The sequence below is a fragment of the Ruegeria sp. YTSA144 genome (genome assembly GCF_059610125.1).
This window is the reverse complement of sequence record NZ_JBXWNA010000001.1, coordinates 968,443-995,442: the sequence shown is the minus strand read 5'-3', so window position 1 is coordinate 995,442 and position 27,000 is coordinate 968,443. Positions and strand designations below refer to the sequence as shown.

General features: G+C 55.5%; 18 protein-coding genes and 2 pseudogenes. 11 read left to right on the top strand and 9 right to left on the bottom strand.

Going from position 1 to position 27,000, the window contains the following annotated elements:
* Window positions 1–116: 116 nt before the first annotated feature.
* Together AC2FF8_RS05010 and AC2FF8_RS05005 are read left to right on the top strand one after the other, a co-directional pair.
* Window positions 117–914 (top strand): transporter family protein, encoded by a 798-nt coding sequence (locus AC2FF8_RS05010; protein ID WP_496879075.1) that lies wholly within the window; start codon window positions 117–119, stop codon window positions 912–914.
* 384 nt (window positions 915–1,298) lie between these two features.
* Window positions 1,299–2,225: a DMT family transporter gene (locus AC2FF8_RS05005; protein WP_496879074.1), complete on the top strand. Its 927-nt coding sequence runs from the start codon at window positions 1,299–1,301 to the stop codon at window positions 2,223–2,225.
* Window positions 2,226–2,318: 93 nt separating this feature from the next.
* On the opposite strand, the gene AC2FF8_RS05000 is transcribed toward AC2FF8_RS05005, so the two are convergent.
* Entirely contained in the window at window positions 2,319–4,817 is a 2,499-nt protein-coding gene (locus tag AC2FF8_RS05000; protein WP_496879073.1) for a tetratricopeptide repeat protein, read from the bottom strand.
* Window positions 4,818–5,079: 262 nt separating this feature from the next.
* Window positions 5,080–6,738, bottom strand: coding sequence for an acetolactate synthase large subunit (locus tag AC2FF8_RS04995; protein WP_496879072.1), 1,659 nt, complete (start codon window positions 6,736–6,738; stop codon window positions 5,080–5,082).
* Between the two features lie 361 nt (window positions 6,739–7,099).
* On the opposite strand from AC2FF8_RS04995, the gene AC2FF8_RS04990 reads away from it, so the two are divergent.
* Window positions 7,100–7,717 carry a GNAT family N-acetyltransferase gene (locus AC2FF8_RS04990; RefSeq protein WP_425078707.1) on the top strand — a complete coding sequence of 206 codons (618 nt, stop codon included), beginning with the start codon at window positions 7,100–7,102 and terminating at the stop codon, window positions 7,715–7,717.
* A 164-nt stretch (window positions 7,718–7,881) separates the two neighbouring features.
* Here the strand turns inward: AC2FF8_RS04990 and AC2FF8_RS04985 are convergent, their stop codons facing one another.
* The 4 genes and pseudogenes from AC2FF8_RS04985 to AC2FF8_RS04970 all read right to left on the bottom strand — a co-directional run.
* Window positions 7,882–10,005 (bottom strand): ankyrin repeat domain-containing protein, encoded by a 2,124-nt coding sequence (locus tag AC2FF8_RS04985; RefSeq protein ID WP_496879071.1) that lies wholly within the window; start codon window positions 10,003–10,005, stop codon window positions 7,882–7,884.
* Window positions 10,002–10,214 carry a hypothetical protein gene (locus tag AC2FF8_RS04980; RefSeq protein ID WP_496879070.1) on the bottom strand — a complete coding sequence of 71 codons (213 nt, stop codon included), beginning with the start codon at window positions 10,212–10,214 and terminating at the stop codon, window positions 10,002–10,004. Before AC2FF8_RS04980 ends, AC2FF8_RS04985 begins: the two co-directional genes overlap by 4 nt.
* 64 nt (window positions 10,215–10,278) lie before the next feature.
* On the bottom strand, window positions 10,279–10,416 hold the full coding sequence (locus AC2FF8_RS04975; protein ID WP_496879069.1) for a hypothetical protein: 138 nt from the start codon (window positions 10,414–10,416) through the stop codon (window positions 10,279–10,281).
* Between the two features lie 218 nt (window positions 10,417–10,634).
* Window positions 10,635–10,928, bottom strand: a pseudogene (locus AC2FF8_RS04970) (integrase core domain-containing protein); the annotation flags it as partial.
* A 137-nt stretch (window positions 10,929–11,065) separates the two neighbouring features.
* Here AC2FF8_RS04970 and AC2FF8_RS04965 point away from each other — a divergent pair.
* A pseudogene (locus AC2FF8_RS04965) lies at window positions 11,066–11,680 on the top strand (IS110 family transposase); the annotation flags it as partial.
* A gap of 41 nt (window positions 11,681–11,721) precedes the next feature.
* Here AC2FF8_RS04965 and AC2FF8_RS04960 read toward each other — a convergent pair.
* Window positions 11,722–15,162, bottom strand: a complete 3,441-nt coding sequence (locus tag AC2FF8_RS04960; protein ID WP_496879068.1) for a phospholipase D family protein — start codon at window positions 15,160–15,162, stop codon at window positions 11,722–11,724.
* Between the two features lie 56 nt (window positions 15,163–15,218).
* Window positions 15,219–17,825 (bottom strand): DUF3427 domain-containing protein, encoded by a 2,607-nt coding sequence (locus AC2FF8_RS04955; protein ID WP_496879067.1) that lies wholly within the window; start codon window positions 17,823–17,825, stop codon window positions 15,219–15,221.
* 878 nt (window positions 17,826–18,703) lie between these two features.
* Between AC2FF8_RS04955 and AC2FF8_RS04950 the strand changes: the two genes are divergently transcribed.
* From AC2FF8_RS04950 to AC2FF8_RS04940, 3 genes are read left to right on the top strand one after another with little or no spacing between them, the layout of a single operon-like run.
* The gene (locus AC2FF8_RS04950) at window positions 18,704–19,009 is read left to right on the top strand and encodes a hypothetical protein (RefSeq protein ID WP_496879066.1); all 306 of its coding nucleotides are present in this window, start codon (window positions 18,704–18,706) and stop codon (window positions 19,007–19,009) included.
* Window positions 19,006–19,878, top strand: a complete 873-nt coding sequence (locus AC2FF8_RS04945) for a hypothetical protein (RefSeq protein ID WP_496879065.1) — start codon at window positions 19,006–19,008, stop codon at window positions 19,876–19,878. Before AC2FF8_RS04950 ends, AC2FF8_RS04945 begins: the two co-directional genes overlap by 4 nt.
* Window positions 19,838–20,137 (top strand): hypothetical protein, encoded by a 300-nt coding sequence (locus AC2FF8_RS04940; RefSeq protein ID WP_496879064.1) that lies wholly within the window; start codon window positions 19,838–19,840, stop codon window positions 20,135–20,137. The genes AC2FF8_RS04945 and AC2FF8_RS04940 overlap by 41 nt, the downstream gene beginning before the upstream one ends.
* Before the next feature lie 301 nt (window positions 20,138–20,438).
* On the opposite strand, the gene AC2FF8_RS04935 is transcribed toward AC2FF8_RS04940, so the two are convergent.
* Entirely contained in the window at window positions 20,439–21,836 is a 1,398-nt protein-coding gene (locus AC2FF8_RS04935) for a tyrosine-type recombinase/integrase (protein ID WP_496879063.1), read from the bottom strand.
* 502 nt (window positions 21,837–22,338) lie between these two features.
* Here AC2FF8_RS04935 and AC2FF8_RS04930 point away from each other — a divergent pair.
* The 4 genes from AC2FF8_RS04930 (at window position 22,339) to AC2FF8_RS04915 (ending at window position 26,978) form a co-directional block, all read left to right on the top strand.
* Entirely contained in the window at window positions 22,339–25,185 is a 2,847-nt protein-coding gene (locus AC2FF8_RS04930) for a P-loop NTPase (protein ID WP_496879062.1), read from the top strand.
* A gap of 299 nt (window positions 25,186–25,484) precedes the next feature.
* Window positions 25,485–25,667, top strand: coding sequence for a hypothetical protein (locus AC2FF8_RS04925; RefSeq protein ID WP_480683805.1), 183 nt, complete (start codon window positions 25,485–25,487; stop codon window positions 25,665–25,667).
* Between the two features lie 27 nt (window positions 25,668–25,694).
* A complete protein-coding gene (locus AC2FF8_RS04920) occupies window positions 25,695–26,006 on the top strand; it encodes a helix-turn-helix transcriptional regulator (RefSeq protein WP_480683806.1) in 312 nt (103 codons plus the stop codon).
* Between the two features lie 3 nt (window positions 26,007–26,009).
* On the top strand, window positions 26,010–26,978 hold the full coding sequence (locus AC2FF8_RS04915) for a reverse transcriptase family protein (RefSeq protein WP_480683807.1): 969 nt from the start codon (window positions 26,010–26,012) through the stop codon (window positions 26,976–26,978).
* The last annotated feature ends 22 nt before the right edge of the window (window positions 26,979–27,000 follow it).

The following is a 27,000-nucleotide window of genomic DNA, read 5'->3' as shown; positions in this document are numbered from 1 at the left end:
ATTTCATCCAGTTCGGTGGCGGCGGACTGTGAGTGGGCCATTGACGTCATTGCCAACCTGGCGATCTCAAGTGCAAGCCACCCATGAGAAAACGGCCAGCTAAGAGGAGACCGCCTATGAACCTCAGGTTGCTACGCTGCTCCATACTTGCCGGGATTGGTGCCCTTTCTGGTACTGCGTGGGCAGAGTCCCAGGAAGAAGAACTAGCAAAGCAACTTGCTAACCCCGTGGCCGCTCTCATTAGTGTACCATTCCAGCTGAATTATGATCAGAATTTGGGTGCCGACAGAAATGGTTCGCATTGGATATTATACGTACAACCGGTTGTTCCCTTTGATCTTACGGATGATTGGAACCTCATATCCCGAACAATTCTTCCAATTGCCTCCATAGATGGTGGCCTGCCGGGTTCTGGATCCGAGACTGGGCTAGGAGATACTGTTCAAAGCTTATTCCTTTCGCCCAAAAAACCAAGTGCAGGCGGTTGGATCTGGGGGGCTGGCCCCGTTTTTCTGCTGCCAACGTCGACAGATAACAGCTTAGGTCTCGGAGAGTGGGGTGCTGGAGTTACCGGCGTGGCACTCAAACAGCAGGGTCAGTGGACATATGGTGGCCTGACAAATCACATCTGGGACATTGATGGTGATACCGACATCAACCAGACGTTCTTACAGCCATTTATTTCCTACACAAATTCGAACGCGTGGACGTTCACATTAAACACTGAGTCCACCTACAACTGGGAAACCGATCAATGGTCTGTGCCAATCAACGGTGTTGTCACCAAAGTTACCCAACTCGGGGATCAACTTATCAGCGTAGGCGGAGGAGTACGCTACTGGGCCGACGGCCCAGATAGTGGACCTGACGGTTGGGGCGTAAGACTTGTAGCTACCTTGCTATTTCCCAAATAGTTGAGCCCTTCCTGAGAGAATACCGCTTACCGGATGCAGGCATTGCGCTGATGAAAGCGAACGGCGGTTTGCTCCGCATCTCGGAGGATGTAGTGCTCGTAATGAAGGTCCGGTTTGGGCTGACCGCGGTGCTTTGGAGCAAAAATGCGGTTGGCTGCAAAGTCCGCAATTCGCGAGTTCAGGTAGCCTTTGATTTTGCTCTCGCAGCGAACGGCAGGTTCGACGGGCCGCGCCGCAGCATGGAGACTGTGGGGTGAAGGTCCGGTTAGGGCCGCTTTCCCAGTTTCGAGGTCGAAGCAGTACAAGTTTTCTAAGGTAGTTTTTACACAAACGCCGCATCGATTGAAGCTTTGTTTCAAAAGCCGGTCATGCTCTGATGCAACCATGAAAATGAACAAAACAGCACTGGCTTACGGGGCATTGTTGCTTGCAATGCTGATCAGCGCCGGGAACCTTTTGTTCGGCAATCTGGCAGTCAACGAAGTTCATCCGGTTGTATTGACATTTTGGCGCTGCCTGATTGCGGCAATATTTGTTTTACCACTTGTTCTGAAGAGACGGAGCAACCCATTCCAGCATTTTCAGGGCAGTTGGCTCCGTACTACAATCCTTGCTTGCATTGGCGTGGTGGCTACGCCCTGGTTTGTATATACAGCGCTCCAATCCAATGATCTGATAGATCTTGGTGCCGGATATACCAGTGTGCCTTTGCTCACGATCTTGTTTTCGGCGTTGTTGCTTAACGAACGATTGCGAGCAGTTCAGTATCTGGGTGTCGCCATCGCACTCTTTGGAGCGCTGGTTTTTGCATTTCGTGGTGATTTGGAAAATCTAATCAATTTCAACCCGCATCTCGCCTTCCTTTTGATGATAGCCTCCAATGCCTGCCGAGGTCTGTATTTGGTTCTTCTCAAGAAATGGCACATGCATCCTAAGCCCGACGAAGGTTTGTTCGTGATTTTCGTTGTTGGCATTGTCGTTCTGCTGCCATTCGTTGTGATACATGAAGCTGGCACATTTCGACCAATAGACTACTCTTGGCAGGTCTGGGGCTCGATCCTGTTCATCGGAGTTGGTATGGGTGCTATCTATCTGCACCTGCTCAATTTCGGCACAAACGAAGTTGGTGCTTCGACAGCCTCCCTATTTGCATATCTCGTGCCGATACTCGTTGCGGTCGAAGCCGTGGCGCTAAAGGGCGTGGATCTCCAGATCTATCAAGGTTTCGGCGGTGTGCTCATTGTTGGTGGCGTTTTGATCGCAACCCGTTTGCACCATCGACCAACCGCTGCGGATCATCCGCCTCATTGATACTTGCGCTGCTAACGGCACGGCGTCTGGTCTCATTTTGGGCAAAGCGAATTGAATGCTATGCCTCACGGCCCGATCCGCAGAAGGTGAAGCTCAATCCGGCAAACCAGCTTCCCGGAGATCTCCGACAAATCTGTCAAGATCGCTTTTTTGCAGGTTTTCGAAGGCCAAACGGACGCGCGAACAGGTCATGTCGGGGCGTTTTTCTTTGCTCTGACGGACTATTCGTCTCGCTTCTTCTATGGCGTTCTGCCGTATCAGTATTACCGCCAACACATAACGGCCGAATGGATCAACCGATTTTCCCTCCAATGCTGTTCTCGCACAAGTTTCGGCCTGATCAAAACTGTCGAGAACATAAAGGCAGAAAGCTTTGGCCAACAGTTTCACCTTGAAATATGGACCTGATGGGCCAAACCGGGTTGCTGTCTCGAAATGGGATAACGCAAGCTCCGCCTGCCCATTTGCCAGATGTGTATACCCAAGAACCAAATGCGCGTTTGCGGCACTTGGGTTGAGACTGACGGCAAGTTGTGCCTCTGCAATCGCGGTATCGTGTTTGTTATACTGAGTGTAGGCACGGGCAAGAGTGGCATGCGCGAAACTGCTTTGCTCATCCAGGGCCACGGCGCGCTCGGCGTGATAGAGCGCGCGTTCCTTCGCCTCTTCCCGATCACCGACCTGGGCGAAGAACAGTTTCCGAAGCTCGGCGTTTGCCATCACTGCGTGCGCGAGTGCATAGTCCGGTGCGATATCGTTGGTTCTTGTTAGGATATCTATTGCTTTCTTGGTATCTTCATCTGTGAATTTGAAAAGATGCCACAGTGCTTTTTGAACCCTGTCCCAAACGTTGATTTCACCACGTTTCAACCGGGCTTGTTCGCGCAAGTCAAACCGCAACTCCCAATCTATGTGCCCGACAACGGCTGACGCGATTTCCTCCTGGAGGGAAAATACATCTTCCGTTTTGTGGTCCAGGCGATCAGCCCAAAGATTATGCCCAGTTGATGTGTCTACTAGATGGGCGGTCACACGAACGCGCTGATCGTCATAGCGTACGCTGCCCTCTACCAAATAGTGCGCCCCGAGACGTTGTGCGATCTCTTCGCCGGCCAAAGAAGCATCTTTGAGGATCTTGGTGGAAGTAGGAGAGACCACCGATAGCCAATCCACTTTTGCCAGTTCGGTCACAAGTTCATGGTTAATGCCAGCCACAAACCCATTGGCGCCGCTTTGTCCACTGAGGCAATCGAAAGGCAGCACTGCGACTACTGGCTTTTGTGGTGTTGGAAGCTGTGTGACCATCCGGTCAAACAAACGGTCTTTTTCGGCTGGCGGCTCTGTAATTGGCGCAAGCGTTTCGGTTTCCGTTCGATAGCCGGACAAAGTTCCTTGCGTTGTCGGAAAGCGGAAAACTGGTCCATGCTTGGGCCACTCAACATTGTTGAGCGTCATGTAGTCTTTGAGGTTGTGAGCTGCGTACAAGAATGCGTGGCTGCGAGCACCGACGCTGAGTTGTTTATGTGCGAAATTCAGGCCCACTGCGACACGGGCCAGCAAGTATTGGCTTTCCATAAAGCTGAGCCGATGGCTTTCGTGGCGCTCAACCCAACTCATCGCCCCTCGTCGCAGAGTTCTGACAAACTCGACGATGCCCACGTCATCCTGCCAAAGCCCCAATGTGTGGTGTTTTGAATGAAAGAGGCCAAGGTCATCAAGGACGGCATCCCATTGAGCAGGGCTACAGTTTCCGCGCCGCGCCAGCAGGTATGCCAACTCGAAATACGCATGATCGTAAAACAAAAACTGGTTGTCTTCGTATAGCGCCAAATCGATCAGAAAATAATCAGGATCGCGGCTTTGGTGCGCTCGAACCAGTACATTGTACCCATGGAGGTCCCCATGCACTCGACCTTGTGCCGCTCTTAGACTCAATCGGCCTGGCAGTTTCTCGTCGCAGGCAAAAGCCAGCGGGTTTGGGTACCAGTGCCCTTCAAACATCAGACAACGTTCGTTCGGGTCATGACCGCAAACATCCGAAAGAAAGTGATGCAGCCGACCTGGCTCAGGGTTCAGTCTGTAGCCGAGCCATCCGGAAAGCAGTTCCCCGGGCGACTGCAATCCGGGCGCCATTTCATAATCGACGTTCCAGTCATCAAGCAGGCTTCTCGACAGCCGCTCAAGAACGTTCAAGGCTAGCTCATAGCCACAATCGTTCCAGGGAAGCGAATACTCAAGTCCTTGCGCCACGACCGTGGAAAGGATCGCGATCTTGCCTTCGTGTTCCAAAGAATGAACGATGCGTGCCAGATGCTTTGATCCAAACGCAGGAACCGCCTCGAACGCCTCCAGGTGCCTTTGGCTTTCGGCCTTTTCTTTCCACTCCGGATCAGGAAGGGCATCGAATTTGAGAATGGCCTGACCGCTGAATGCATCGCATGTAATGTCGACAATGTACACAAGGGCACCGGACTTACCAGCGCTTAGCTGTCGGTGAAAATAAACTTCACCCTTCACTGACCAACTGTCAGTTATCAGCGGCAGAAGCTTAAGGTACGCTTCAGGCCATGAGAGATCATCGATGGCGGGCATTAACGACACTCCGCAGAAGTGCGGCCAAAGACAGTGCAAATCTGTAAGGCGGCACCGTTACGTGACATGATACACAAGCAATAGCGTGAACCAAGGCGTTTAAGTCGACCGGTCAGAGCTTTCTGCGCGACGGCTTGGGCCTGCCAATAGAGCCCGAAGCACGGCAACAAGCTTGAAGGTCCGCTTTACGAGAAAAAATCGATGAGCTTTTGAACGCGATCAATGACTGCAATGGGCCGTCCGTTTCAAAAAGATTTTGTGCTCAAGATGCTGGCGGGCACATAACTTCAATCAAGGAAGGGCCGTCACGTGATAGCCCTGCGGAAAGGGCTTTTACAAAGCTATCGGTGTCTTCAATTCGTGTTCCGGGAACACCATGCCCTTTAGCGAGCGCAACCCAGTCAAGCGTTGGGTTTTCAACATCAAACATTGCCTCCGCATTCTTGCCAAAACTCTCAACACCGACATTTGCCAGCTCATCCCGAAGGATTTGATAGCCGCGGTTGGCAAATACAATCACCGTAACGTCCAGGCTTTCCCGTGCCATCGTCCACAAAGATTGCAACGTGTACATGGCGGATCCATCGCCTGTGAGAGCAATTACTTTTCTGTCTGGACATGCAATTGCTGCGCCAGTTGCGCACGGTAGGCAAAGCCCTATTGCCCCACCGGTTCCCCCAAGCAAGTCATGTGGTCGCGCGGTTGCAATCGGAGGAATGACGTGAAACCCGGACGTCACGGATTCATTGCAAACGATAGCATTCTCGGGAATGAGGGCCGCTAACGTCTGGCCGACTTTTGCTAAGGTGAGACCTCCGGTCGGGATCGGAGGCAGGTCGAGAGCGTATGTGTTCAGCTGTGTCTTGCTCGAAACACCAGCCGCGTCTGCCAGTGATTGAAGAGTCCAGGCAATATCATCCGTCGGAGCGCATAGGCTTGAAACCGTGCAACCGGCGGGCTCGGGTGTGCTCGGTTTCCCGGGGTATGCAAAGAAGGCAACGGGTTGGTCGGCGCCGATCAAAGTGATTGACGAGGTCTGTTCAAGCTGAGCGATCTTGGGTTCAATTGGATACACAAGTTGATCCAATTTGACTGCCCCGGCCCCCTTCGAGATTCGAGGGATTAGAGTATCCGCCAACAGGCGGCACCCGGTTTTGACGGAAATTTTTCCAGCCAGTGCACGAAGTGGACCAAAAAGCGCGGACCCACCTATCATCAAAGCCGCGTTTGCAGTCATCAGACGCATGGCTGCGGCCTCGATGTTTTCCAAGGACGGACGATGAAGTGGTTGGGCTAGAACGCTATTCGCCGCGAGGCCAGTCGCTGTATCCCAAGCAGTATCGGCGGGAAGAACAAGAGTGGCGATCTGGCCGTTTTGAGATCGGGCGGCCTGGATGGCTGCGGCCCCGTCCGATGCGACGCTTGTCGCCTGATCAGAAACGCGTGTCCAATGGCTTATGGCCCGACTTAGCCCAGTGATGTCGCCTCTGAGCGGGCTTTCATAGCGCAGGTGATGTGTTGCATGATCTCCCACCACATTCACGATGCCGGATCCAGATTTTCGGGCGTTGTGTAGATTGGCAAATGCGTTGCCTAGCCCCGGTGCAAGATGCAGCAGAGTGCCGGCGACGTCCCGTTTCATGCGGTAGTAGCCATCAGCGGCGCCCGTCGTTCCACCTTCGAACAGGCACAGAAGACAGTTCATCTCGGGATGTCTATCAAGAGCCGCGACAAAGTGCATTTCAGACGTGCCTGGATTGGCGAAAACCGTATCCAGTCCGTTGTGAAGAAAGGTTTTGACTAACGATTCTGCGCCGTTCATTCGATCACCGCCAACTCTGATTTCAACGAACTTTATGGGAGAGACTATCCAACAGTAACTGAAAAAGCTTGCGATGATGTGCAGGCCGTCAATCGTCATCGATGCCCTCGCACCGTAAGACTTGCCATGTTGAACAACGCGAGATCGCGATGGTTTCGATCAGTTCAAGTCGAACTCGGGTCGCCCAGAAATGCTTGGGATTTAGCGGCCGCTGCAGACCGACGATACGCCCTTTGTTCCAGGTTGGGCGAAGCGCGCGAACGGCAGGTAAGTTTGGGTTTCCATGACTGATCCTCCGATCCGCCATCCCTTCCCACAACGACAACCTGACATTGACGAGAGACAACATCACATGATGCTGCGTCGCCTCAGAGGACTGCTGGGAGCTCGACGCAGTCATCCATCGTTGCTTGAGCAGGACAATAAATTGCGCATTTGACAACAAGTATTTGCGGCCCACATGCTGAAACGTGAAAATCGAGGTGGAACGATCAAAGGTATTTTCATGTTTAGATCATCAACCCGAAGTGAAGCAGAAAGCTTGTTAAGCGGACTTGCTCTTGGATTTTCTGCCGACCCATTCATGCGTTGGCTGTATCCTGAACCTGCCGATTTCCTTACCCACTTCCCGCGAGTAATGGACTTCTTTGGAGGGCGTGCATTTGAACAGGGCAGCGCGTTTCGAAACGATGATTTCACCGCTGGCGCACTTTGGCTTCCACCAAGCATTCACCCTGACGAAGAACGGCTTGTCGCCTGTTTTGAGCAGACGGTCTCACCAGAAAAGCATGATGCGTTGTTCGAAACCTTCGAGCAGATGGACAATTATCATCCCGATGAGGACTGCTGGCATTTAGCTTTTATTGCGGTCGATCCAATTCGCCAAGGAAAAGGGTTGGGGTCCGCGTTGCTTGAATGCTGCCTCAAACGTTGTGACGAAGATGGAAGACCTGCTTACTTAGAGTCGACAAACCCTGCAAATCTATCGCTGTATAAGCGCTATGGTTTCCAAGAGATGGGTCTAATAAAAGCCGACCAAGCCCCGCCCCTTTTTCCGATGTTTCGAGCCGCCCAATAGCGATAGATCAAACGGCTGCATTGTCCGCAATCTGTGAGTTTGACAGGCCTCTTATTTCGCCGCTGCAGCGAATGGCAGCAAAGAGGGCTGCGACCGCAGCAATTCGGTTGGCTGCTGGATGTCGTCTCTGGGCCGTTCTTATTCTGTGACGCCTATGCATTCTCTCAAGGCGAGTTTGACGCTGATTCGCTCAGATTTTCAGTAAAGTACTGCCTATCCCCGTCAGAAACCGACCAGAACAGCCACTTGGCAAGCAGGTCATTTCCTCCGAGAACTAAGAGTGAATATGCGGTCATGCCATTCGAGAGCTTGGTGCGAATATTCGCTCCGTGTTTTAGGAGAGATTCAATACTCCAGACGTGGCCCAGGCGGGCCGCCCAAAGAAGCGGCGTCCATTTCTGATCTCCCCATACTGCATTGATATCTGCGCCCGAAGTTACCAAGGCGCTGACAATCTCCCGGCCACACATTTCGTCATATTCGGAATGTTGTGTGAGCCCTTCTATGAAAGCCGGGTCCCAAATCCTCCAAGCTTCAGTGCTTATCTGTTTCGAGCTGAATGGCGAATACGACTCTCGTTGATTTGCCGGGATGAGGCGCATCGCTTTTTCCATCATTTTTGGATGCGAAAGCGCTTCTAACAGCATGTGAGGCGGCGTGAACAGGGAAATTGCCGCGCAAATGAGTGGCGACCCGTTAAATCCTGATGAGTTTGGGTCAGCTCCGAGACGCAAGAGCACTCTTACCCAATCCGGTCGTTTGCGCCAGATTGCCCAAAAAAGCGCAGTTTCCCCATCTTGGTTCGCAGAATTGACAAGCTCATTCGACGCCAACGGTAAGAGCAGTTCCACGCACGACTGGTTGCCCCTCCTCATAGCGGCCAGAAGTGCCGAGTTTCCATCTTTGCTGGTCCGATTGAGATCGGCTCCTGCTGCAAGAAGCTCAGCTACAGCGTCCGATCGTCCTAAGTCTGCGAAAATAACCAACTGAGGAGCGCGGCCGATAGGCGATGCTGGGAAAACATGCTCAGGGTCCGCTATCTTGGGACGCTTCTTAAGCCATTCTTTTCGGATTTCCTCATCTGTTTTTGGGTTGTTCGGTAATGGCTGGGCTTCTGGAAAAGGAAACAAGAACCGCTTTTCGAGCGCCTCTCGGGGCGCTGGTATGTCAATGGCAATACCAAGTGAGTCAGCAATTTTTCTCCACTTATTCAGAACCCTTTTTTTGCCGAGGAGTGACCCGACCAACAGCAGGTCCATTAGCGGTTTCTTTAGGAGCGGCCCATCCCGACCGACGAAACGCGTGCAGGCCTCTTCCAGAACAACCAAGGCTTCGTCGAGCTGTCCCATTTGTATGTGGTAGTGCGCAAACACGTAACCGAGACCATCAAGCCTAGGGTCACCTTTGAGCTCTTGGTTCAATTTTTCGATCAGTGCTTTAGCTTGGGCTGCGTCTCCCTCCTCCTTTATCCGATACCGCTTCAAAAGTTCGTCAAGGACGTCAATCAAATCCTGGGTTTCCTTTCGGAAAGTGTGGAGTTGGGAGTATTTTTTCACGCACAGCGCATCCAACTCTTCTTGTATCAGACTCGGATCCACAGTGTGGATCGGTCGATGATTTCGCGGATCGACACAATCAAAGTGGCAATAATCCTGATAGGCGTTGGCGAGCAATAGGCTGTAGCCGAAATCGAAGTCACCGTGTTTGGTGATGTCCAGAATGGTGCCCACGTCCATTCCATTTCCGCCCAGCCAGCGGCGAATGCTTTTCTCCCAATTCTCTTCGCCTCTGGCGAGACCAGGTTTGCCGTCAAAGTCACGGGCAACTTTGGCGATCGACTTGTCCTTTGTGTACGCGTCCCAAAGAACTTTAATGGCTTGATCCGGCTTACCAAAAATTTGTTCAATACTGACACCAAACTTGAATGCAGGGCGAGCAAGTTGGTGGGTAAAAATTGTGATGCCGATCTGGTCAAAGACCCGACGGACCGCATGAGGAGGCAGACTGTTTGCCGAGATCATGAGGCAATAGTCGCAGTATGATCGAAGCCCTTGCTCTACTTGAGCAATCATTTCTCGCTTTCGTTTGCTTGCGACAAACAGATCGTCCAATTGCGACCTTATTAGGTCCAGCGAGGTGTCAACGGGCAATGGGTCCTTTTTCATTCGATCAAGGCGTTTTTTCAGATCGTGCTGATAATGCCCGTGCACGACCGAAAAGTGGCGGACGAGAAACTCAACAATTTCCCCAATATGTGGAAAAGCAGGTGGGGCAGATTGGGTAGTCATTGTAAACTCTCGGAACGATGGATCAACTTGCGCAGCTGCGCGCGCAAATTGTAGAATGCTCGGTAGTCGCTTGGTGAGGTAGGGACAATTAAAACTCCACCTTTTGGAAGAAGAAGTTTGCCGTGTTTACCTTTTTGGAAAAAGTGTGCGCCAAGCTGGACTTCCCTCTTTATCCTTTTCTGTATTTCCTTGTTCTTGGAATAGATCACCAGGAACCTCATCTCTGAAACGTGGCGGGGGCTTTGCCCCGCCGTTTTCTCCATTGAATGGACGCTATTTCTTGGGTTTAGCGGCCGAAGATTGCGCACGCGCCGCAAAGCTGCCTTTGCTGACTTTGCCACCATTGGATTTAGCGGTGGCAGATTGAATGCGTGCAGCAGCTTTCTGAGTCATTGGAGTCTGTTTGGACATGTCGATTTCCTTTCCTGTTTGACAGGGTAGGAATGACACGATCCTTCCGTGGCGAACTACGGACAATTTGGGGACAAGGATTCTGAACAGGATTGTTTTGATCGCGTGGGGATACCAGCGCGACATACACACAGCCGCGCCTTTTATCGGAGCGTTCTGGCGATCTGACTTTCTCAAAAGCGCTTGATGTGCCCCTACGGGGTGGTCCGGCTCGATTGTTAGTGCATCGTGGGCCTTCGGTCCATCGGGACGATGCTTTCTGGCGCCGGTGGACGGTAGCCCAGTGCGCTGTGTGGCCTGACGGTATTGTACTGGACACGCCATTGCTCGATCAGGATTTTGGCTTCCTTTAGGCTGCAGAATAGCTCGCCATTGAGCCGTTCATCGCGGAACCAGGCGTTGAAGCTTTCGCAGTAGCCGTTTCCCCAATGTGATCCCGGCTCGATGTAGGCGGTCTTGACACCCACGGCCGCGATCCAGTCCTGCACCTTCTGCGCAACAAATTCCGGCCCGTAGCACGTTGGGAAGCAGCGCTGCTGAGAGGTTATGGCCACGCGCCCAGCTCCCGAATAGCGCAGCAGGTGGCCATAACCGGGTCTCAGGTCTCAACAGTGGTTTTGCACAAACCACACCGCTGAGGAGACCGGCTATGACCGCCACCCATTCTACCGCGCCGACCTTGCTGGTCGCCTTCGACATTTCCAAGCACCGGCACGAGGTGTTGATTGGCGTACCCGGCAAGAAGCGCCGCCGTCGATTGACGATCACGAACACGCTGGAGGATTTTCAGCGCCTGGCTGCCACTTTCGCCAGCTACGAACTGCCGGTGCGGATCGGGTTCGAGGCGACCGGCAATTATCACCGCCCGCTGGCCCATCATCTCGGCCAGGCCGGTTTCGAGCTGAAGCTGGTTTCCTCCGCCGGATTGGTACGGACGCGCGAGGCTCTGCACAACAGCTGGGACAAGAACGACCCCAAGGACGCCCAGGTGAACCTGCATATGCTGGAGATCGGCGCCGTGCAGTTCTTCCACTATCCGCTGGTGACGGGCACCGCGGATATTCAGGAGCTGTCCAAGACCCACGAGATTGTTTCACGCTCGAAGACCGAACTGTGGCACCGCATCTTGACGCCCTACCTGCCGCTGTACTTTCCCGAGGCGGAACGCTTTCACCGCAGCTCCCGGAGCGACTGGTTTCTGGCTTTTCTCGAGAAGTATGCGACGCCGCACATGATCTTGACCATGAGCAGGGAAGCTTTCATCGCCATGGTAGCAGCGCGTTGGTAGGAAGGCAGTTCATCCCATTAGCTCAGCTTGCCCTCAAAAATGACCGAAACACGACCGAGGACATCAATCGGTTGTCCTTCTGACATCTCTCTGCATTTCTCGAGAAGATCCAGCATTTTGGTTCGAACAGCCGTTTGAATATCGCTAGGTTGCGATTGGAATTCTCGGAAAATCGCATCGATGCCAAGATAGTCGGGAATCTCGGTCCCTGATGCGGTTCTTTGGCTGACTGCTTCTTTGGCTTGGATCCAGAAAACATCGAGCTCATGTGCCCACGCTTCCGCGAGCTTTTCAATTGTCGGCAACGTCAAAGAGCCAAATAGCGATTGGCCGGCGTCATCAATTTCCTGTCCGGTTAAAAAACTCGCAAGTGAAGCAAGGAGCGAAACAGTCCGTGCTGGACGGATGTCCCAGTGGCAGAGATGAGAAAGGGTATTGGTAAGACGATCGAATGTTTTAGATACCTCTTGCAGCCCGGGGCGATCCACATGTTTTCCTAAACGGTGTGTTTCAGAATATGCTCCGGAAAGAAGCCGGGCCGCCTCTATTTGGTCGCCGATGATTTCTGCACGCCCCGCAATATCCCGTACGGCAATCAGGCGAGGCGGTAATACGGTCGGATCTGTTGGGCTGCCAGTGCGACCACCGAGAAACAAGATGGTAACCGGTTCCTTCGAAGACAGAAGGCAAAGGTCCGCGCCCCAAAGACCGCGAGGTTTAGCTTTATTCACACGTTCCAGAACCTCCTCCGGCACCTTGCGTCGCAGTGTTTCTATTTGATCGAAGTAGTTGTTGGGCCGAAGGATTCGCGGTTTCCTGACCTGCTTAAGAACTAGGTCTGTAAGGTCACCAGCCGAGAATTCGACCAATTCAGAGGGGAGATCCTCTGCGCCGACCCCCGACAAGAGAGCGATGCTGGCTACACGGGCTCGTGCCTTGCGATCGGAGGACAGCACCAAGCCTGGAAGATCAAAGGTGTAGTAGTGAATGCGGGAATGCGGGCTGTCGATTCTATCTATCCGCCCCAATCCTTGGATGAGGCTTTTTATGTCAGATGTGACGCCGATGATCCCCAGGGCTGACGCGAGCTGAAGATTGATCCCCTCAGCCATTTGGAAGGTCAGGAACATGGCTCTTGGCTTCATGGGGTCGACTTTCTTTCCGTCGATCCCAAAGTATTCCTGCGCTTCCGAACCTGATCTGATGTGGTGCAGCTTTTTGCTGGTTTTGATCCGCGCGCCAGGTGCCACAACAAAAACCTCAGGGCCGCGGCCGCGCTGGCCGGCGAGCAGCTTTGCATAGACCTCCAGCACCCCGACCCGTTCAGCAAGAAAGATTGCGTGACCATGAGTTCGGAGTATTTCACGCATGATATCCGCACGGGTGTCATCAATGGTGTTGAGGCAGGGGTGGTTCAACAGCCGACTGATGCGATCGCAAACGGGTGTTGTGCTTTCTTCGGCATCGATATCAATTTCCTCTGGGAGTGCGCCGTCCGGAATAGCGATGCCGCGAGCGTTCTGTTGTTCCGCCCGTTGAAGGTTCTCGCCTATTGAGGCCGGGCCGCGGCGGTCGGCCTCACTATCGCGCTCACGCGCCCATTCCTCGCGCGCGAAGGTCACGGAGGCGCGAAGCAATGCGAGGAAGTTTCGAATGTGGATTCGTGATTTGTCATGGAATTTTATTTCCGTCTGAGCGGCGCGCTGCGGGTCTGCGGATACGAGGGTCACACCGGTTGTGATGGACTCGGCCAACGTCTTTATTCGATCAATAATTTGCCGCTGCTGATCGTCCAGCACTGCATCTTTTCGATGGCTTCGGATCGTCGGATAAACAAACGCACCCTGCTCTCTTTGAGAGCTCTCTCCGATGCAGTGACGCTGACGCCGAACGACGTAGGGCGCAAGGGCGTCCGCCAAGCCTTCCTGAAGCGCACTGATATGTAAGCCGCCGGACCCCAATTCGCGTTCAATCTTTTTGACCTCATCCTTCAGCGCATCAACGCTGTCAAAAAGGTCTTCCTGAAGGCTCTGATCTTCAATCCGGCTGTTCATCTTTTCGAGGTCGCGGACAAGCTCACCGCGTTTGCGAACCTTCTCCATATGCGCATTGATTTGATCCGTGATTGCCGGCGGCACAAAGATCGAGGCCCGTTTCTCATGGAAGGCCAGCAAACCGTCGAGCCCTTGGTTGCCCATCAGTGTGGCAGACAGACAGGCCGTCCAGATGGCCGGGCTTCGTTCGAAGACGAGTGAGCGTGCAGAGGGAGCAAGATACCGGGAACTCAACCGGTGACTTTCGTCAACGATCATTGATGCGGATGACCGGACCGCAAGATTGATTTCTTCCAGCTCTGTTTCTTCGTTCCCGCGGCGCGATAGATGGCTATGTTTGATTGGTTTGAAGTTGGCGGGCGAATTCTTGGTCCAGTTGTTGAGCACGCTTGCTGGTATTAGGGCAATGGACCCCAAGCGCTGTTGATCAGCACGCTCACCCCAGGAAAAGACTGTATGGCCATGGCTGACCGGCAATACGGTCGCCAGGTGCTTCCCGATGTCAGTTTTACCTGCCCCAGTCGGGGCTTCAACGAATACAAAACCGTGTTCGTATACGGTTCCCGCGGCTTCGTAGACAAGATCAGCCTGAAACGGTTGGGGTGGGCGTCCTGCGCTGGTGTTGCCGGCAACGCGCCACGGAACGAAGTTTGTCGCTTCGAGAACCGTTCGGGCCACGGCCTCTTCCGGAGTAACAAGGCGGATAAGCGAGCGCAGGATTTCCAGTGCGGTTTCTGTCCAGTCACGCCCCATCTCCCAGTATTGTTCGGCAGTCGCGCGGCGTGCATTTGCAAGCTCAGACCAGGCGCTGGCATCGTCCATGAATTCTAGATTGCGCCGCAAACCGTTGATCGAAAAATTTGCGCTTCCGGAAAGTGCATGTTTTTCACCGACGAACAGCTTCGCGTGAAGCATAGGGGGCTGGCGGCCGAGTTTGGTTTTGGCAAATTCTGGATCGAACACGCGGAACTGGATGATGCCACGCTCAATTGCATCCACGGCAAGAATTGCGCGCAGGTCGGCCAAATCAACAACCGAGAAACCACGCGCCCCGAGGAAGTACTGGCGAGCCTCTTCAGCTACAGAACGGCCAATCCCTCCGAGCGCCTGCCGCGCCTCGGTGTTGGAGCCAAAAACAATACGAATGCTGCCCTCTGGCCGTTTACTAAGGTCACGCACGGTCTCGAGTAGGATCGTCAGGGAGGACAAAAAATCCTGGTATCCGGTCACAATTAGGCAGCGAGGTTCCTCAAGAACAGTTTGAACCAACTCGTGGACAGGGCGTCGCGCATTGTCTCCCCAGAACACTATTTCGGGTGCAGGAGTGGCTTCCGGTGTGCTCTCATCTCGGTCGGAACTGGTGGTCCGAGAAAAGAAACGTGAAATCAGACCTTGCCGCTCCATTTATTTATTTCCCGGTCATTGCAAAATTTCGTTACTTCAATGTCCAGCACACAGGATCATTCTTTTGTGGGAATGCCAAGCTCTGCCCAAAGCTCTTGGGGAACCGGTTCGTCTAAGTCCCATTGCACCTCGATCGGCGTCTCGCCTGCCCAGCCTGCGAACTTCGGTTGCCCGCAATAGATGAATGGGTTGACCTTCCCATTCACCTTGTTTCCGCGGCGGATGAACAAGTGCACCTCATGCCCCTCGGTGCCATTGATGATGCGACCATGCTTGCTGTCTTGCTTCGTCTGGTTCTGGCTGAACCATTTCAGACGGGATGGGCCAAGAAACGCATTCTCGTAGGTCAGATCCTGCGTGGAAACATTGGCCAGAAGAATCATGGTCTTCTTCTTTGGCAATGCCTTCATCCCGGTGCGCCATAGGTTCTGTTTGTATTCCTCGCCGAAGAACTCGGCGATATCGGGTACTAAGTAGCGGTGCCAGAGCTCCAGGGATTTGGGTTTTCCGACAAAGGTTGCGGAGGCCTCGGCGGCCTCACGGACAATTGGGGTTTCTGCCAGGCGCCACTCGACCAACTCGCGCACCAGTGGCTCCAGTTTTCCAGAAGCATCGGGTCGGGCCAACCCGAACCCTTCGGTGGTTTGGGCAATGTAAGGGTCGAGTGCGAGTTCGGAATGTCCCTCACTGGGTTGTCTGCCGGCAACGATGTCGCGCAATCCAACCAAGGCGGCATTGGAATAGCGATTGGGGCGTTCCAGGTCACGCAACAGGCGGCCGTGGGTGGAAAACGGCCGTTCTGGCAATTCGTCGCCCATATCGCGAACGAAATCGAACCACCCGCCATGGCCGGATGCTCGTGGGTCAAAGCCGTTGCGGAAAACTTCGACGGCGGTTGGCCGGACACCGTTTCGGTCGCGGAAATCGGCATAGAACGCCTCGAGCTCTGCCGCGCCCTCCTTGGGTCGCAGAAGGCCTTGTAGGATGTCTATCACTTCAAGTTCGTAAGTGACTTCGCAGCCCGGTGGCAGGTGGAATTCGCCAGCTTGCAGGGCCTCAAGCTTTGTCGAGATCGAGCGGTCGCCCGCGCCAGCCCGCAAGAGCGTGGCGACCTTGGTCAAAAAGCTTCGATGGTTCCCGATATAGTCGATGACCTGCAGCACTTTGCCTTCAACCCGGCGCAAGCCGCGACCCAACTGCTGAAGCCAGATGATCGCGCTTTCGGTGGGGCGGAGCATGAGGACTGTGCCGATTTCGGGCACGTCGACACCTTCGTTGAACATGTCGACAGCAAACAGGATGTCGATCTCGCCGCGGCCGAGCGCAGCCAGGGAGCTTGCGCGTGGTGCGGAGCTTGCGCCGGAGTGGACAGCCACGGCCCTCAGCCCTGCTTCGCGAAAATAGTTCGCCATATAGTCGGCGTGCCGCATCGAACAGCAGAAGCCGATCGCTGGGCCGATGGCGCGCTTTTGGTATTGGTCCAACGCGTTCCTAGCTCGGGCTTCGGTTGCCAGGGCCGCATCCAAAGCGGTTGGGTCGAACTGACCGGATCGCCACGGAATCTGCGCATAGTCCACATCATCAGGCACACCAAAATAGTGAAACGGCGACAGGCGTCCTGCCTCGATCCCGCGAAACAGGTCACACTCGTAGACGAGGTTCTCGCCGCAAAGGCCCAGCAGGTCTGCGCCATCAGTCCGGTCCGGGGTGGCCGTGAGGCCAAGGAGGAACCCGGGCGTGAAATGCTCGATCAACTTCTGGTAGGTTCGAGCGGCGGCGTGGTGAAATTCATCGACCACGATGTAGTCAAAGTGATCCCGGTCGAATTGGCGCAGATGGCCAATGCGGCCGAGGGTTTGGACAGACGCAAAGAGGATATCGGCGTCGGCTTCTTTTGCGGTGCCCGTATAGCGCCCTAGTTTAGCGTCGGGCCGCACCTTTCGAAACGCTGCCATTGCTTGGGTCAAAATTTCGTCGCGATGGGCGACGAACAGAACGCGGTCGGCCCCCGCCCGGATGGTGTCGAAGGCCGCAAGCCAAGTCTTTCCCAACCCTGTCGCCAATACGACGAGTCCCGCGCGATGTCCGTTGGTGCGGCTTTGCGCGAGGGCGGCCAAAGCCTCTTGCTGAATCGCGTGCGGCTCCGGAGGAGGGCCTTCTTCTGCCACAACGCGCGCTGTGAATTCCGGCATGGGCCGAGCTCTGCGGCGCTTGGTGTATGCATCGATCCAGTCCGCGGTTAGCGGCTTCACCTCTGGGCGGGCGAGAAGATCTTCAAACGCTACCGCGACGCTGTCAGCGGCCTCCTCGGAATGCAGGTTCCATTCCACGCCGTCGGTGAGCGCCGATTGCGAGAGGTTGGAACTTCCGACAATGGCTGCCCCGCGCGCGTCAGAGGCCCGGAACAACCACGCCTTAGGGTGGAAGCTCAGGCCCTGTGTCTCAAAGACGAAAACCTCGGCGCCATCGAGGTCCAGCAGTCGGGCCAGGGCGGTCGGGTCGGTCGTGTCCAGATAGTCACCCACAACGATCCGAAGCCTACCTCCGCGCATTAGCAGTTCGCGGAACCAGGGTTCAAGAAGGGCCACGCCGCTGTCCATCGCAAATGCAACCGCGAGGTCTACCGATTGCGCCGTGTCGAGGCGCTCGGCCAGCAAAGGCAAGAGGGGATCTTGGCCGCCAGTCGTAAGGCGAGCGCCGGATGTCTCGCGCAAGTGGAAATGACCGTGCTCCGAGGATGCCAAGAAGCCTGAGGCTCCCTTTCCGAGCGCCATGCCCACCTGGGCGAGCATGCTGGTTTGCTCGGGGGCGGTCAGATCCTCCCATGCCTGCACATGCCGAGGGGCTGGGATCAACCCGGCCAAACGGTGCATGCAGATTGGGCAGGTGAGGCGCGGGTCAGTCACACTCGTCTCAGTTGTTTTCCTTTTGCGGAAACATTTCTAGAGATTGACGGGATTATGTCCAGGCGTCGGGTTGCTGTTTAAGCAAATTCCCGAGACGAACCAACTTGTGATACTTCGCGCCGATGGGCGGACCGACTGAATATTGCTTCTTTGGAAGTGCAACCTTGAGCCCAACGGCCACTCCAGAAGGCTGGGATTTTTCCACCTCAAGTTCTGGAAAAACGCGTGCTCGCTTTTTTGATGTGACCCGCCACGTGCTCGACGTAACAGGCGCTGAATTTACGTTTGTGTTTCGATCGACGGGTTTGTCATGAAACGGAGAAAAAGCCCGACGCGTCCAACCCATCGAAAGTCGTTCATATAGTGCTCCTGAGTTCCCTGATCTAAAGAACCTATGGGGTGACGTCATTTTTCTGCCGGGTCTGTGAAAAACAAATTCCGGAAAAGCCGAAAATTTCTGAAGCCGAGAATGGCTACAATTTTTTTGCAACCTCTCTGAACCTGCAATTTTCCAAAGAATACTTGGCTGAAACCGCGTTTTCGACGTCGGATTATGTATTCCCGTCTTGACCAAAATTTTTCGGGAAACACGGCGCGAACGGTAAATTTGGCATTACTCAACCAAGGAGCAGAGTATGCCGAAAAAGACTATCGCCAGCACCGTCCGCCTCTCGAAGAAGGAAGCTCGTCAGATCGACGCCCGCGCAGCACAGCACGGTATTGCGACGCGCTCGAAAGACGTGATCCATGCCGCGCTCAACTACGGCGAAACGGTCGAAGACGACGTCGCCGCCGAGATCGCCCGTATGAGCTACGCGCTCCACAAGATCCATCGCGCCCAGAACGGGCGCGTTCACCTGCTCAAGAAGCGGGACGTTGCCGATCTGCAGAGACTGTCACGCGCGGCCCTGACCGCCGTCATCGAAAGGCAGGCGCGGTGAGGCGGCACACCACGTTTCACAGCCTGGCCGGCACGATCCTACCGTACCTTTCGAAGGACGGGGTGGTGCTGGACGGGTCGATGCCCGTTCGGACATGGAGGCAGGCGGTCGATTTCCTGCGCCCTTTCGATGCCCCGCATGGACAGGGCCTCGTTCATTTCACGCTGTCCATGCCCCATGGAACATCGCTGTCAGAAAGCCAATGGCTGGTCGTCGCACGGCATGTTCTCAGGTCCAGCGGCCTGCCTCCGGACCAGGTGCCTTGGCTCCTCTGGGGCAGAGAAGAGACATCCTGTGACCACGTCCACATCGTCAGCGCATGTCAGACTTTCATGGGGCGGCCGCTCGACGTCGCGACCTCTGTGCGCGCAACCGACCGGCTAGAGCGCGATCTCCGCCAGCGCTTGGGGCTGCCGGACCTTCCTTGGCGGTCGGATCCCAGCCTGACGCTCACCCCGGAACTCACCCAAAGGTCAGCCCGCAAAAATAAAGCCGCATGGAGTTTTGCATCAGACCTGAACGCAGCAATGAAATCTGCGCGGCCCAGCACTGTCGAAAGTCTGAACGATGCGCTGGAAATGCATGGGTCTCCGTGGCGCGTCCAACTAGCCCCCGACCGATCCGACCGGCTTGTTCCGACCAACATCGTTACGGGACGGTCGGTGAACCCCAAGGATGCTGGCGCGGCCTTTTCCTCGCGCTTCATCTTGAAACGTTTTCGCCTAGCAGCCCATCTGCGGGTGGTGGGGGTCGTCCTGCTGTTTGTGGACATCGCCCACCGCCTGCGCGCCATTCCCCACCCAATCGGCCAACCGAAGGAAACACACAATGAACGAGATGATCTCGGATCACGACCTCACCCACCTTAAGCTGGACAAGACGCGGGAGGATGTCCGCCGCCTGCACCCGCTTCTGCAACTCCTGGACCCCGAGCAGGAGGACGTGAAAACGGAATTCGCCGAAAGGCTGATTGGTCTTCTTCTCGACGTGGAGAGCCAGCTGGCGGAGCAGACTACGGCGTTCCGGACCTTGGCTACGGCGATGGAAGCGTTGCAGCGCCGCATCGACGCGTTGGAGGAAAAGCTGGATTATCTGCTTGGCGAAATCGAACCCGAGTCGGATGGCTAGCTGCGTTGTAACGCGCGGCGAAACAGGTCGGCGTGCAAATCCGACACCGGTTTGTTGCCAAGGGGTCTGCCGTCATGCTGATCGGACCCGAGGGAGACCGCGCAGTCCTCGATATGGTAGATGTCAGCATCATCGAAGATGGCGGTCCGACAGAGGCGCGGTGGAGTACTTTTCTCGCGGCCTTCTCTGATAAGGCCGGGAATTTACCTCGCATCGTTGCCGAGGATATACTGCTCGAAGTCGTATCGCGCGCGCCAAGTGGGGAACCCGACGACCAACCCACCGCTCCTCCAGAGATTTCTTAGGTTTTGATCCCGAATGAACCCTGTGCTTGACCGACATAGAAGTTGTCATTGTCCCTGGCCCGCGCCTCAATCGCGTCAAGAACAGTCGCAAGCTGATCCAGCGCAATTTTGCGCGGATCCTCGACGTCTCTGAGAATCTTCGTCGCGATGACATAGTGTTCCACCGCCCCAGACAGGCCGTGCCGCTTCGTGCGGTTCGAGTGCCCAAGGATGTCCGCGATCAGGTCGATGGGTGCCCCCAAGGCCGCGAGGATCGTCGCTGAAGTACGGCGAAGATCATGGCGCGTCCAACCGCTGGTCCCACTCGCTCTTTTGATCGCCTCGGTGCCCCGGTTCCAGTTCACTTCCACTTGTCCGTGGGAGTTTGGAAACACCAGATCGTCCGGGTCGGCCGTATCCGCACCCGGGAGCGATTTCAGAAGGCACATGGCCGCGTCGGAGAGGGGGACGCGCTGTCTGCGGCTTTCGGCGGCTGAGCGTTTGTCGATCGGGATCTTCGTCCAGATGCCTGATCGAAAATCGACGTCGCGCCATCGCATTTCCGCAACCTCCCGAAGCCGCGCGAGGGTCAGCAGAATGAACCGATGTGCAGCCGGGCGCAGATGGTCCTCGGCTGCGAGCCTGCCTCTCAAGGCTTTCGGGGCGGGGTATGTCATCAACGGCAGAACCAAGGCCAGTTCATCTTCTGTGAGGACCCTTTCGCGACCTCCGGTGATCGAGGGGTCCGAGATCGCAGGGTCGTGCGTGAGCTTGATGTCGACCACGTCCAAGGCCGGGTTTCGGCCAGCCCCGATCTTGCCGAAGCGCTTCCGATGGGCGGCCCAATCCAGAACGACCGACAGGTATGACCGCGCGCGGGACACGCTGCCGTTCGCGGACAGCTTGCCTCTCTGTTTCGGGCGGTAGTTGGCCATAACTTCGGCAAAGTCTTCAGCGGTGAGCGTGGTCACGTTCTTGTCGAGGAGGGGCGCAAACACCCGTTGGACCGAACTCTGCGCCTCCGGCAGGCGCCCATCTGCCCGTGGGCGCCACACCTTTGTCGTGACGCTCCCTACGACCTGATATTCTTGGATCAGCTCGGCCAGTGTCGGCGCGCTCGACCGCTCCGCTTTGCGGGTGCGCTTTTCCGCCGCGAAGTTCTTCCCTTCTCGCAGAAGCCGCCGGGCCTCCTGCGCCGCGTCCCGAGCTTGACGCAAGGTTGTGGCCGGGTACTCTCCAAGTGTGAAGGTCTGCACCGTGCCGAACGCGTCGCGGGCTTTGAGTGCGAAACTCTTTTTGCCCGTCTTGGAGACGCGCAGCTTCAGCCCCGGGCACTGGGTGTCTGAGAATTCGGTGCGCGTGTCCACGGTGACTGTGCGCACAAAAACATCGGTCAGAGCTTTCCTGTTCGACATCGTCCGGTTCTTTCTTGGGCAACACTGGGGCAACAAATCCGCCACGCTGGGCTGCTTTTTCGTACTTCACAGTGCACGTATGTCGCGAAAATCAATATTGCAAATATTTATAAAAAATAATGACTTATGGTGATTTAGGTGATTCAACTCGACGCATCCGGATGCGCGCGAAAATTGCATGACCGGGATTGAAAATCCTCGTGTCGGTGGTTCGATTCCGCCCCCGGGCACCACTTTTAAATAACAATATTAAATGTTTATGCGCCACTAGGTAGCTCGATTTTGTGGCCGCTAGCCCTGTGGGTATCATTTGGGTAGCATCGCACAAATGCGGTTCTCGCCAATTTGGCTTAAGGGGCGATTGGGCCGGGAACTTACACAGCCGAAGGCGTCGCTTGGTTTGAAAGTACGCTGACGCGGCCTGGGCGAGAAACCGAGCGCTCGTTTCCCCAAGTGTCAGTTTTCGGTTAATCGCTGACTGCTTCTGTGCCAATGTCACGCTATGACACCAGAAATCCACGATATTTCAGCGTTGAAGCTGAAGCTGAAACGCACAACTGGCAAACCAGCGAGCTTCCTCGTTGGCGCGCCGTTCTCATGGGAAAACGGTACCGGCGTTCCGCCCGTCTCTGGTTTCATAGAGGTCATTCGCAAACGCGTTGCTGCCGAAGGCGCGGACTTCTCGAAGGAACTCGAAGCGCGTCTTGCGGGTGCTGATGGTGCGGGCCAATACCAAGCGGCCATGAGCTTTGTTTTCAGCGTCCTTGATGCTGACGTTGTAACGGAGATCGTTCAAACAGCAGTCTTGTCGGCACGCAAGACAGGGACACCGAGCCTCGACCCGCATAACGGTTCTGATGGTGCACCCAACGAATGGAATATCACGCAAGGGCAGCGTGGGCTTGCCCACTTGATCAAGCTCGACCCAAATCGGTTTTCAGGCCCTGTGTTTACCACGAATTTCGATCCGATGATCGGGCTTGCGCTTCACGCGCAGGGCATTCGCTATCAACCATACACCATTCCGCTGGAAGGTTCGTTGAACGCACCGATCAGCGTAGCTCGTGATGACGTCAGCATTTTCCACCTTCACGGCTATTGGCGGGACTCCCCGACGCTGCACAGCCCGCAACAGCTAGAGGCCAAGCGGACGCAACTCCAAGCCTCCTTAGAAAAGCATCTACACCAGACCAACCTTGTGGTCATGGCATACAGTGGCTGGGACGATATATTCACGTCCGCGCTCGCCAATTGCCTCAGCTCTGACACGTTCAGTGGAACGGTTACGTGGTGCTTCTACGGCAGCAGCCCAGCAGAAATCAGAGAACAGAACGCGGCGCTCTTCGAGAAGTTCAAAGGCGGCATCCAACAAGAGCGGATTACGTTCTTCCACAGCGTCAACTGCCACACCTTCTTCGATGACCTGATCGCCGATCTGGGTTTCGATCCTGTGACACGGTCAGCAATTGAGACCTCACCTCTGGCCGGGTGGGAAGTGGTGACGAAGGAACGGCTTGATGCCTTTGATCCCTTGACGGGCGAGGAAGCTGTTCGGTTTTTTGACGGGGCCGTCCCAACGCTACGGCATGCAATCAGTCCCCTGATCCCAAGGCTTAGCCACGTAGCGACAGTTGTTGACAGGATCGACCAAGGGCTGGTCAGCATTGCAGGCTGCACCCTGCAACTGGTTCGCGCGGCGGGTGGCGAAGGCAAATCGACCGCCTTGTTGCAGGCAGCGGTTGCTGCGGCACGGGAACGCGACTGTGTGGTGCTGCATCGACCTTTACCCGATGCGGGCCTGAACCCGGATGTGGTGGCTTCACTAGATCCCGATCATCACTGGGTGCTTGTTGCCGATGATGCTGAGGGTTTGATCGATGAACTATGGCAATGTGCGGTTCGCCTTCATGAGGCCGGCCGGCGCAATATTACCTTCTTGCTGGCTGCGCGTGACACCGACTGGCTTGCCGAGAAGGGTGATCAAAAGGGTTGGAACGGGCGGCTGAGCCGTCTTGATGACATCGTGCTCGGCGGCATCGCGGAAGACGACGCAGAACGTGTCGTTGATGCATGGAGCGAACAGGGGGATGCCGGACTACGGGGCCTGATGTCCGAGAAGTCACGGGATGAGCGCATCAAGAAGCTCGTTGCGGCGACGCGGGCGCAAGACGTCAAAGGCGGAGACGGCAGTTTCTTCGGAGGTTTGCTCGACATTCGGTTCTCCGGATCAGCGCTGATTGACCATGTCGTTACGCTAATGGAGCCCTTGCGCCACCGGGATATAGAAGGCGGAGCGGGCAATCTCTACGATGCCTTGCTCTACGTTGCGAATTGTCACGCGGTAGGAATGCCGGGGCTCGACAAGCGAGTATTGGCTTCAATCTGCGACATTCCGGTCCATCGCGTATCGACTCTGATTGCTGGTGCCCTTGGGCGCGAAATTGGCGCAGCCGAGACCCGAATGCACATCTTGACGCGGCATAAGAAGGTCGCCGATGCCGTGGTCGTTGCCTCTGATACCCGCTTTCATACTGATCTGATCGGTGTCTGGGAGCGGCTTGTGTCTGAGACCGCTCGGCTCGGAAATGACGGACAGGTCAGTCGGGAATGTCATGGTCCTATCGTTCACGCAGGCTCCCACCTAAAACAGGATTTGCCTCTTGGTTTGTCCGAGCGTCGCCGCGGTTTCATCGGGATCGCTGCTGCCGAAGTGGCAATGGAAGCTCGACCAGATAGGGCTGATCAGATCGTTGACTGTGCCCGGGCTTTACGATTCGCGGCACAGGGCGTGGAAAGGGAGGAAGCACGTAGTCTGCGACAGGAGGCCTGCGATCTTTTCAAGAACAGTCTTGGATTGCTGAACAAGGCCGTCGACAAGGCAGAAAAGTTCCGTGGATACTTCTTCGAATGGGGAACTTGCGCGGGAAACCTCGGTGATAGGCAAGGGCAAATAATGAGTGTCTGGCTTGATTGTTTTTCCCTCTGTGACCGCATTCCCATGAAGGTCGACTGCGAACAAGCCAAGCTCTCTTGTGCCGGCCTCGGCGTGGCATTCGCTTATCTCGTCGGAAGCGATCCAATCGGCGTCTTTGCGAAGGGTCGCCGCGCGGTAACAGAAATAGGATGGCGGACAAACCCGGACCCCACAACCGCGAGCTATTTTGAGCACCATCAACATGAACTGGACGAACTTGGCACACCGAAACCCGCCGACCTCGACGAGGCCTTGTTATGGTTGGCGGCAGCCGCGGCAGCCGCGCATGAGGAGCTGCAAGACCAAACCTTGCAGAAGCTCGAACCGACCGGACGCCTGACCTTCAAAAAGCTGCGCTTAGCCATCGAAAGGTAGTTGTTCGCCAACTGCGAACAAACCTTGCAATCTGGCGAACGACCCTCTTTATCTTGCCTGCGACCGGGAAGGCACCACGCATATGCGGCGTCACTTGACGCTTGGAGGCGCAGGTCTCTTCCTCTTATTGGCGCACCGGCGACGTTTCCCGGCAGCGGGCGTCGGCGGCGAGGCCCGGTAAGGATCGCCCCGCGTGAGCGGGCGATCACGGTGGCTTAGAGGTGTTTCGCCTGAGCCTGTTTCAGAGAGCGTGACGCCAGACAATCCCGTCTGGTGCTCTGAGACGAAAGGACTCAGTCATGTCGCAAGACACAGATGATCCCCCGGTCGCCGGGCGAAACTCTCTCGTGAAACCCTCGGCGCGCTCGAAGTGGAGCCGCAGGGGACGCAGGATGCGGCGCATTCTGCTGACGGTCTGGAAAGTGGTCGCGATGATCGTTGCCGCAATCCGCTCTGTCCGTTGGTTGTTCGAGAACCTCTAAGCTACCCTTGTGCCGCTGGTGGAGATGATGCTGAACGAAGCGCTAAGACTTGTCCGGGTCTATCACGACATGACCAAAGCCGATCTCGCTCGCGAGCTTGGTTTTTCGCGGTCGTTCGTTACGGAGTTGGAGGCCGGTAAGAAGAAGGTCACGATTGAGACACTGCAACGATATTCGGACTACTTCGAGATCCCTGTGTCGTCGTTGATGTTGTTCGCCGAGCGGACCGAAGACTCCGATTTTTCTGATCGGGCGCGGAATTTCGTAGCGCACAAAGCACTGAAGATGCTCGACTGGATGGCCACGATTTCCGGATCAGATCAGAAGAAGGACGCCTGATCCATGCGCCGATATCCCCTCGCTCAATCGCCACTCTACAAGATCACATCGCCACGGCGTCTGGCTGAGGTTCTTGGTCTCGATGTGGCAGAGCTTGAAGATTTGGCGAACCGGCTGGACAACTACAAGCGCTTCAAGGTGGGAAAGACGAAGAAACGGGACGTGCAGGAGCCAAAAGACCGGCTGCGCGCGATCCACAAGCGAGTTTCCCGGTGGCTGGCGCGGATCGAAACCCCCGACTATTTGCATTCGGCAACCAAAGGCCGATCCTACATAACCAATGCCAAAGCACATCGCGCAGATACCAACCTCATCAAGGTCGATATCCGGTCGTTCTTCCAGAACGTTACGACTCACGCCGTCTACCTGTTTTTCGTGGACTTCATGCGGTGCCGAAGTGATGTCGCTATGCTCATGGCGAAGGCACTGACCGTCGACGGACATTTGCCAACTGGAAGCCCGGTAAGTCCCATCCTTTCGTACTTTGCCCATAAACGTATGTTCGACGAGATCGCTAATCTGGCGACCGAAAACGCGCTCACGTTCACGGTCTATGTGGATGACATGTACCTCAGCGGCGAAAGTGCATCACGCGCCACCCTCTTTAAGGTGCGTGGCATCATCGCCAAAGCTGGGTTGAAATCGCACAAATGCCGGTTCTTTCCGGCAGGCAAACCACGCGTGGTCATTGGCGTCGCCCTAACGGAGAGAGGAGTAAACCTTCCGCATCGGCGCCATCTGAAAATCAGGGACGGGTTTGCGGCAATTGAAATGCTGCCGCCCGGCAAAAGCAAAGATGCGGCTGGGGCTGCGCTAATCAGCCGAATGCACGAAGCGGCGCAATTGGACGACTCTTGGAAAGATCGCGCCCGGAACGGACGCATTCACCTGCTCAAGAAGCGGGACGTTGCCGATCTACAGAAACTGTCACGCGCAGCCCTGAGTGCCGCCATCGAAAGGGCCGTTCGGTGACCCCAGGAAACTAGGGGCACCT

Bases quoted from the DNA above. Each gene is read 5' to 3' on its own strand.
- AC2FF8_RS05010 (WP_496879075.1), top strand. From the start codon at position 117: ATGAACCTCAGGTTGCTACGCTGCTCCATACTTGCCGGGATTGGTGCC.
- AC2FF8_RS05005 (WP_496879074.1), top strand. From the start codon at position 1,299: ATGAAAATGAACAAAACAGCACTGGCTTACGGGGCATTGTTGCTTGCA.
- AC2FF8_RS05000 (WP_496879073.1), bottom strand. From the start codon at position 4,817: ATGCCCGCCATCGATGATCTCTCATGGCCTGAAGCGTACCTTAAGCTT.
- AC2FF8_RS04995 (WP_496879072.1), bottom strand. From the start codon at position 6,738: ATGACGATTGACGGCCTGCACATCATCGCAAGCTTTTTCAGTTACTGT.
- AC2FF8_RS04990 (WP_425078707.1), top strand. From the start codon at position 7,100: ATGCTGAAACGTGAAAATCGAGGTGGAACGATCAAAGGTATTTTCATG.
- AC2FF8_RS04985 (WP_496879071.1), bottom strand. From the start codon at position 10,005: ATGACTACCCAATCTGCCCCACCTGCTTTTCCACATATTGGGGAAATT.
- AC2FF8_RS04975 (WP_496879069.1), bottom strand. From the start codon at position 10,416: ATGTCCAAACAGACTCCAATGACTCAGAAAGCTGCTGCACGCATTCAA.
- AC2FF8_RS04960 (WP_496879068.1), bottom strand. From the start codon at position 15,162: ATGGAGCGGCAAGGTCTGATTTCACGTTTCTTTTCTCGGACCACCAGT.
- AC2FF8_RS04950 (WP_496879066.1), top strand. From the start codon at position 18,704: ATGCCGAAAAAGACTATCGCCAGCACCGTCCGCCTCTCGAAGAAGGAA.
- AC2FF8_RS04940 (WP_496879064.1), top strand. From the start codon at position 19,838: ATGAACGAGATGATCTCGGATCACGACCTCACCCACCTTAAGCTGGAC.
- AC2FF8_RS04935 (WP_496879063.1), bottom strand. From the start codon at position 21,836: ATGTCGAACAGGAAAGCTCTGACCGATGTTTTTGTGCGCACAGTCACC.
- AC2FF8_RS04930 (WP_496879062.1), top strand. From the start codon at position 22,339: ATGACACCAGAAATCCACGATATTTCAGCGTTGAAGCTGAAGCTGAAA.
- AC2FF8_RS04925 (WP_480683805.1), top strand. From the start codon at position 25,485: ATGTCGCAAGACACAGATGATCCCCCGGTCGCCGGGCGAAACTCTCTC.
- AC2FF8_RS04920 (WP_480683806.1), top strand. From the start codon at position 25,695: ATGCTGAACGAAGCGCTAAGACTTGTCCGGGTCTATCACGACATGACC.
- AC2FF8_RS04915 (WP_480683807.1), top strand. From the start codon at position 26,010: ATGCGCCGATATCCCCTCGCTCAATCGCCACTCTACAAGATCACATCG.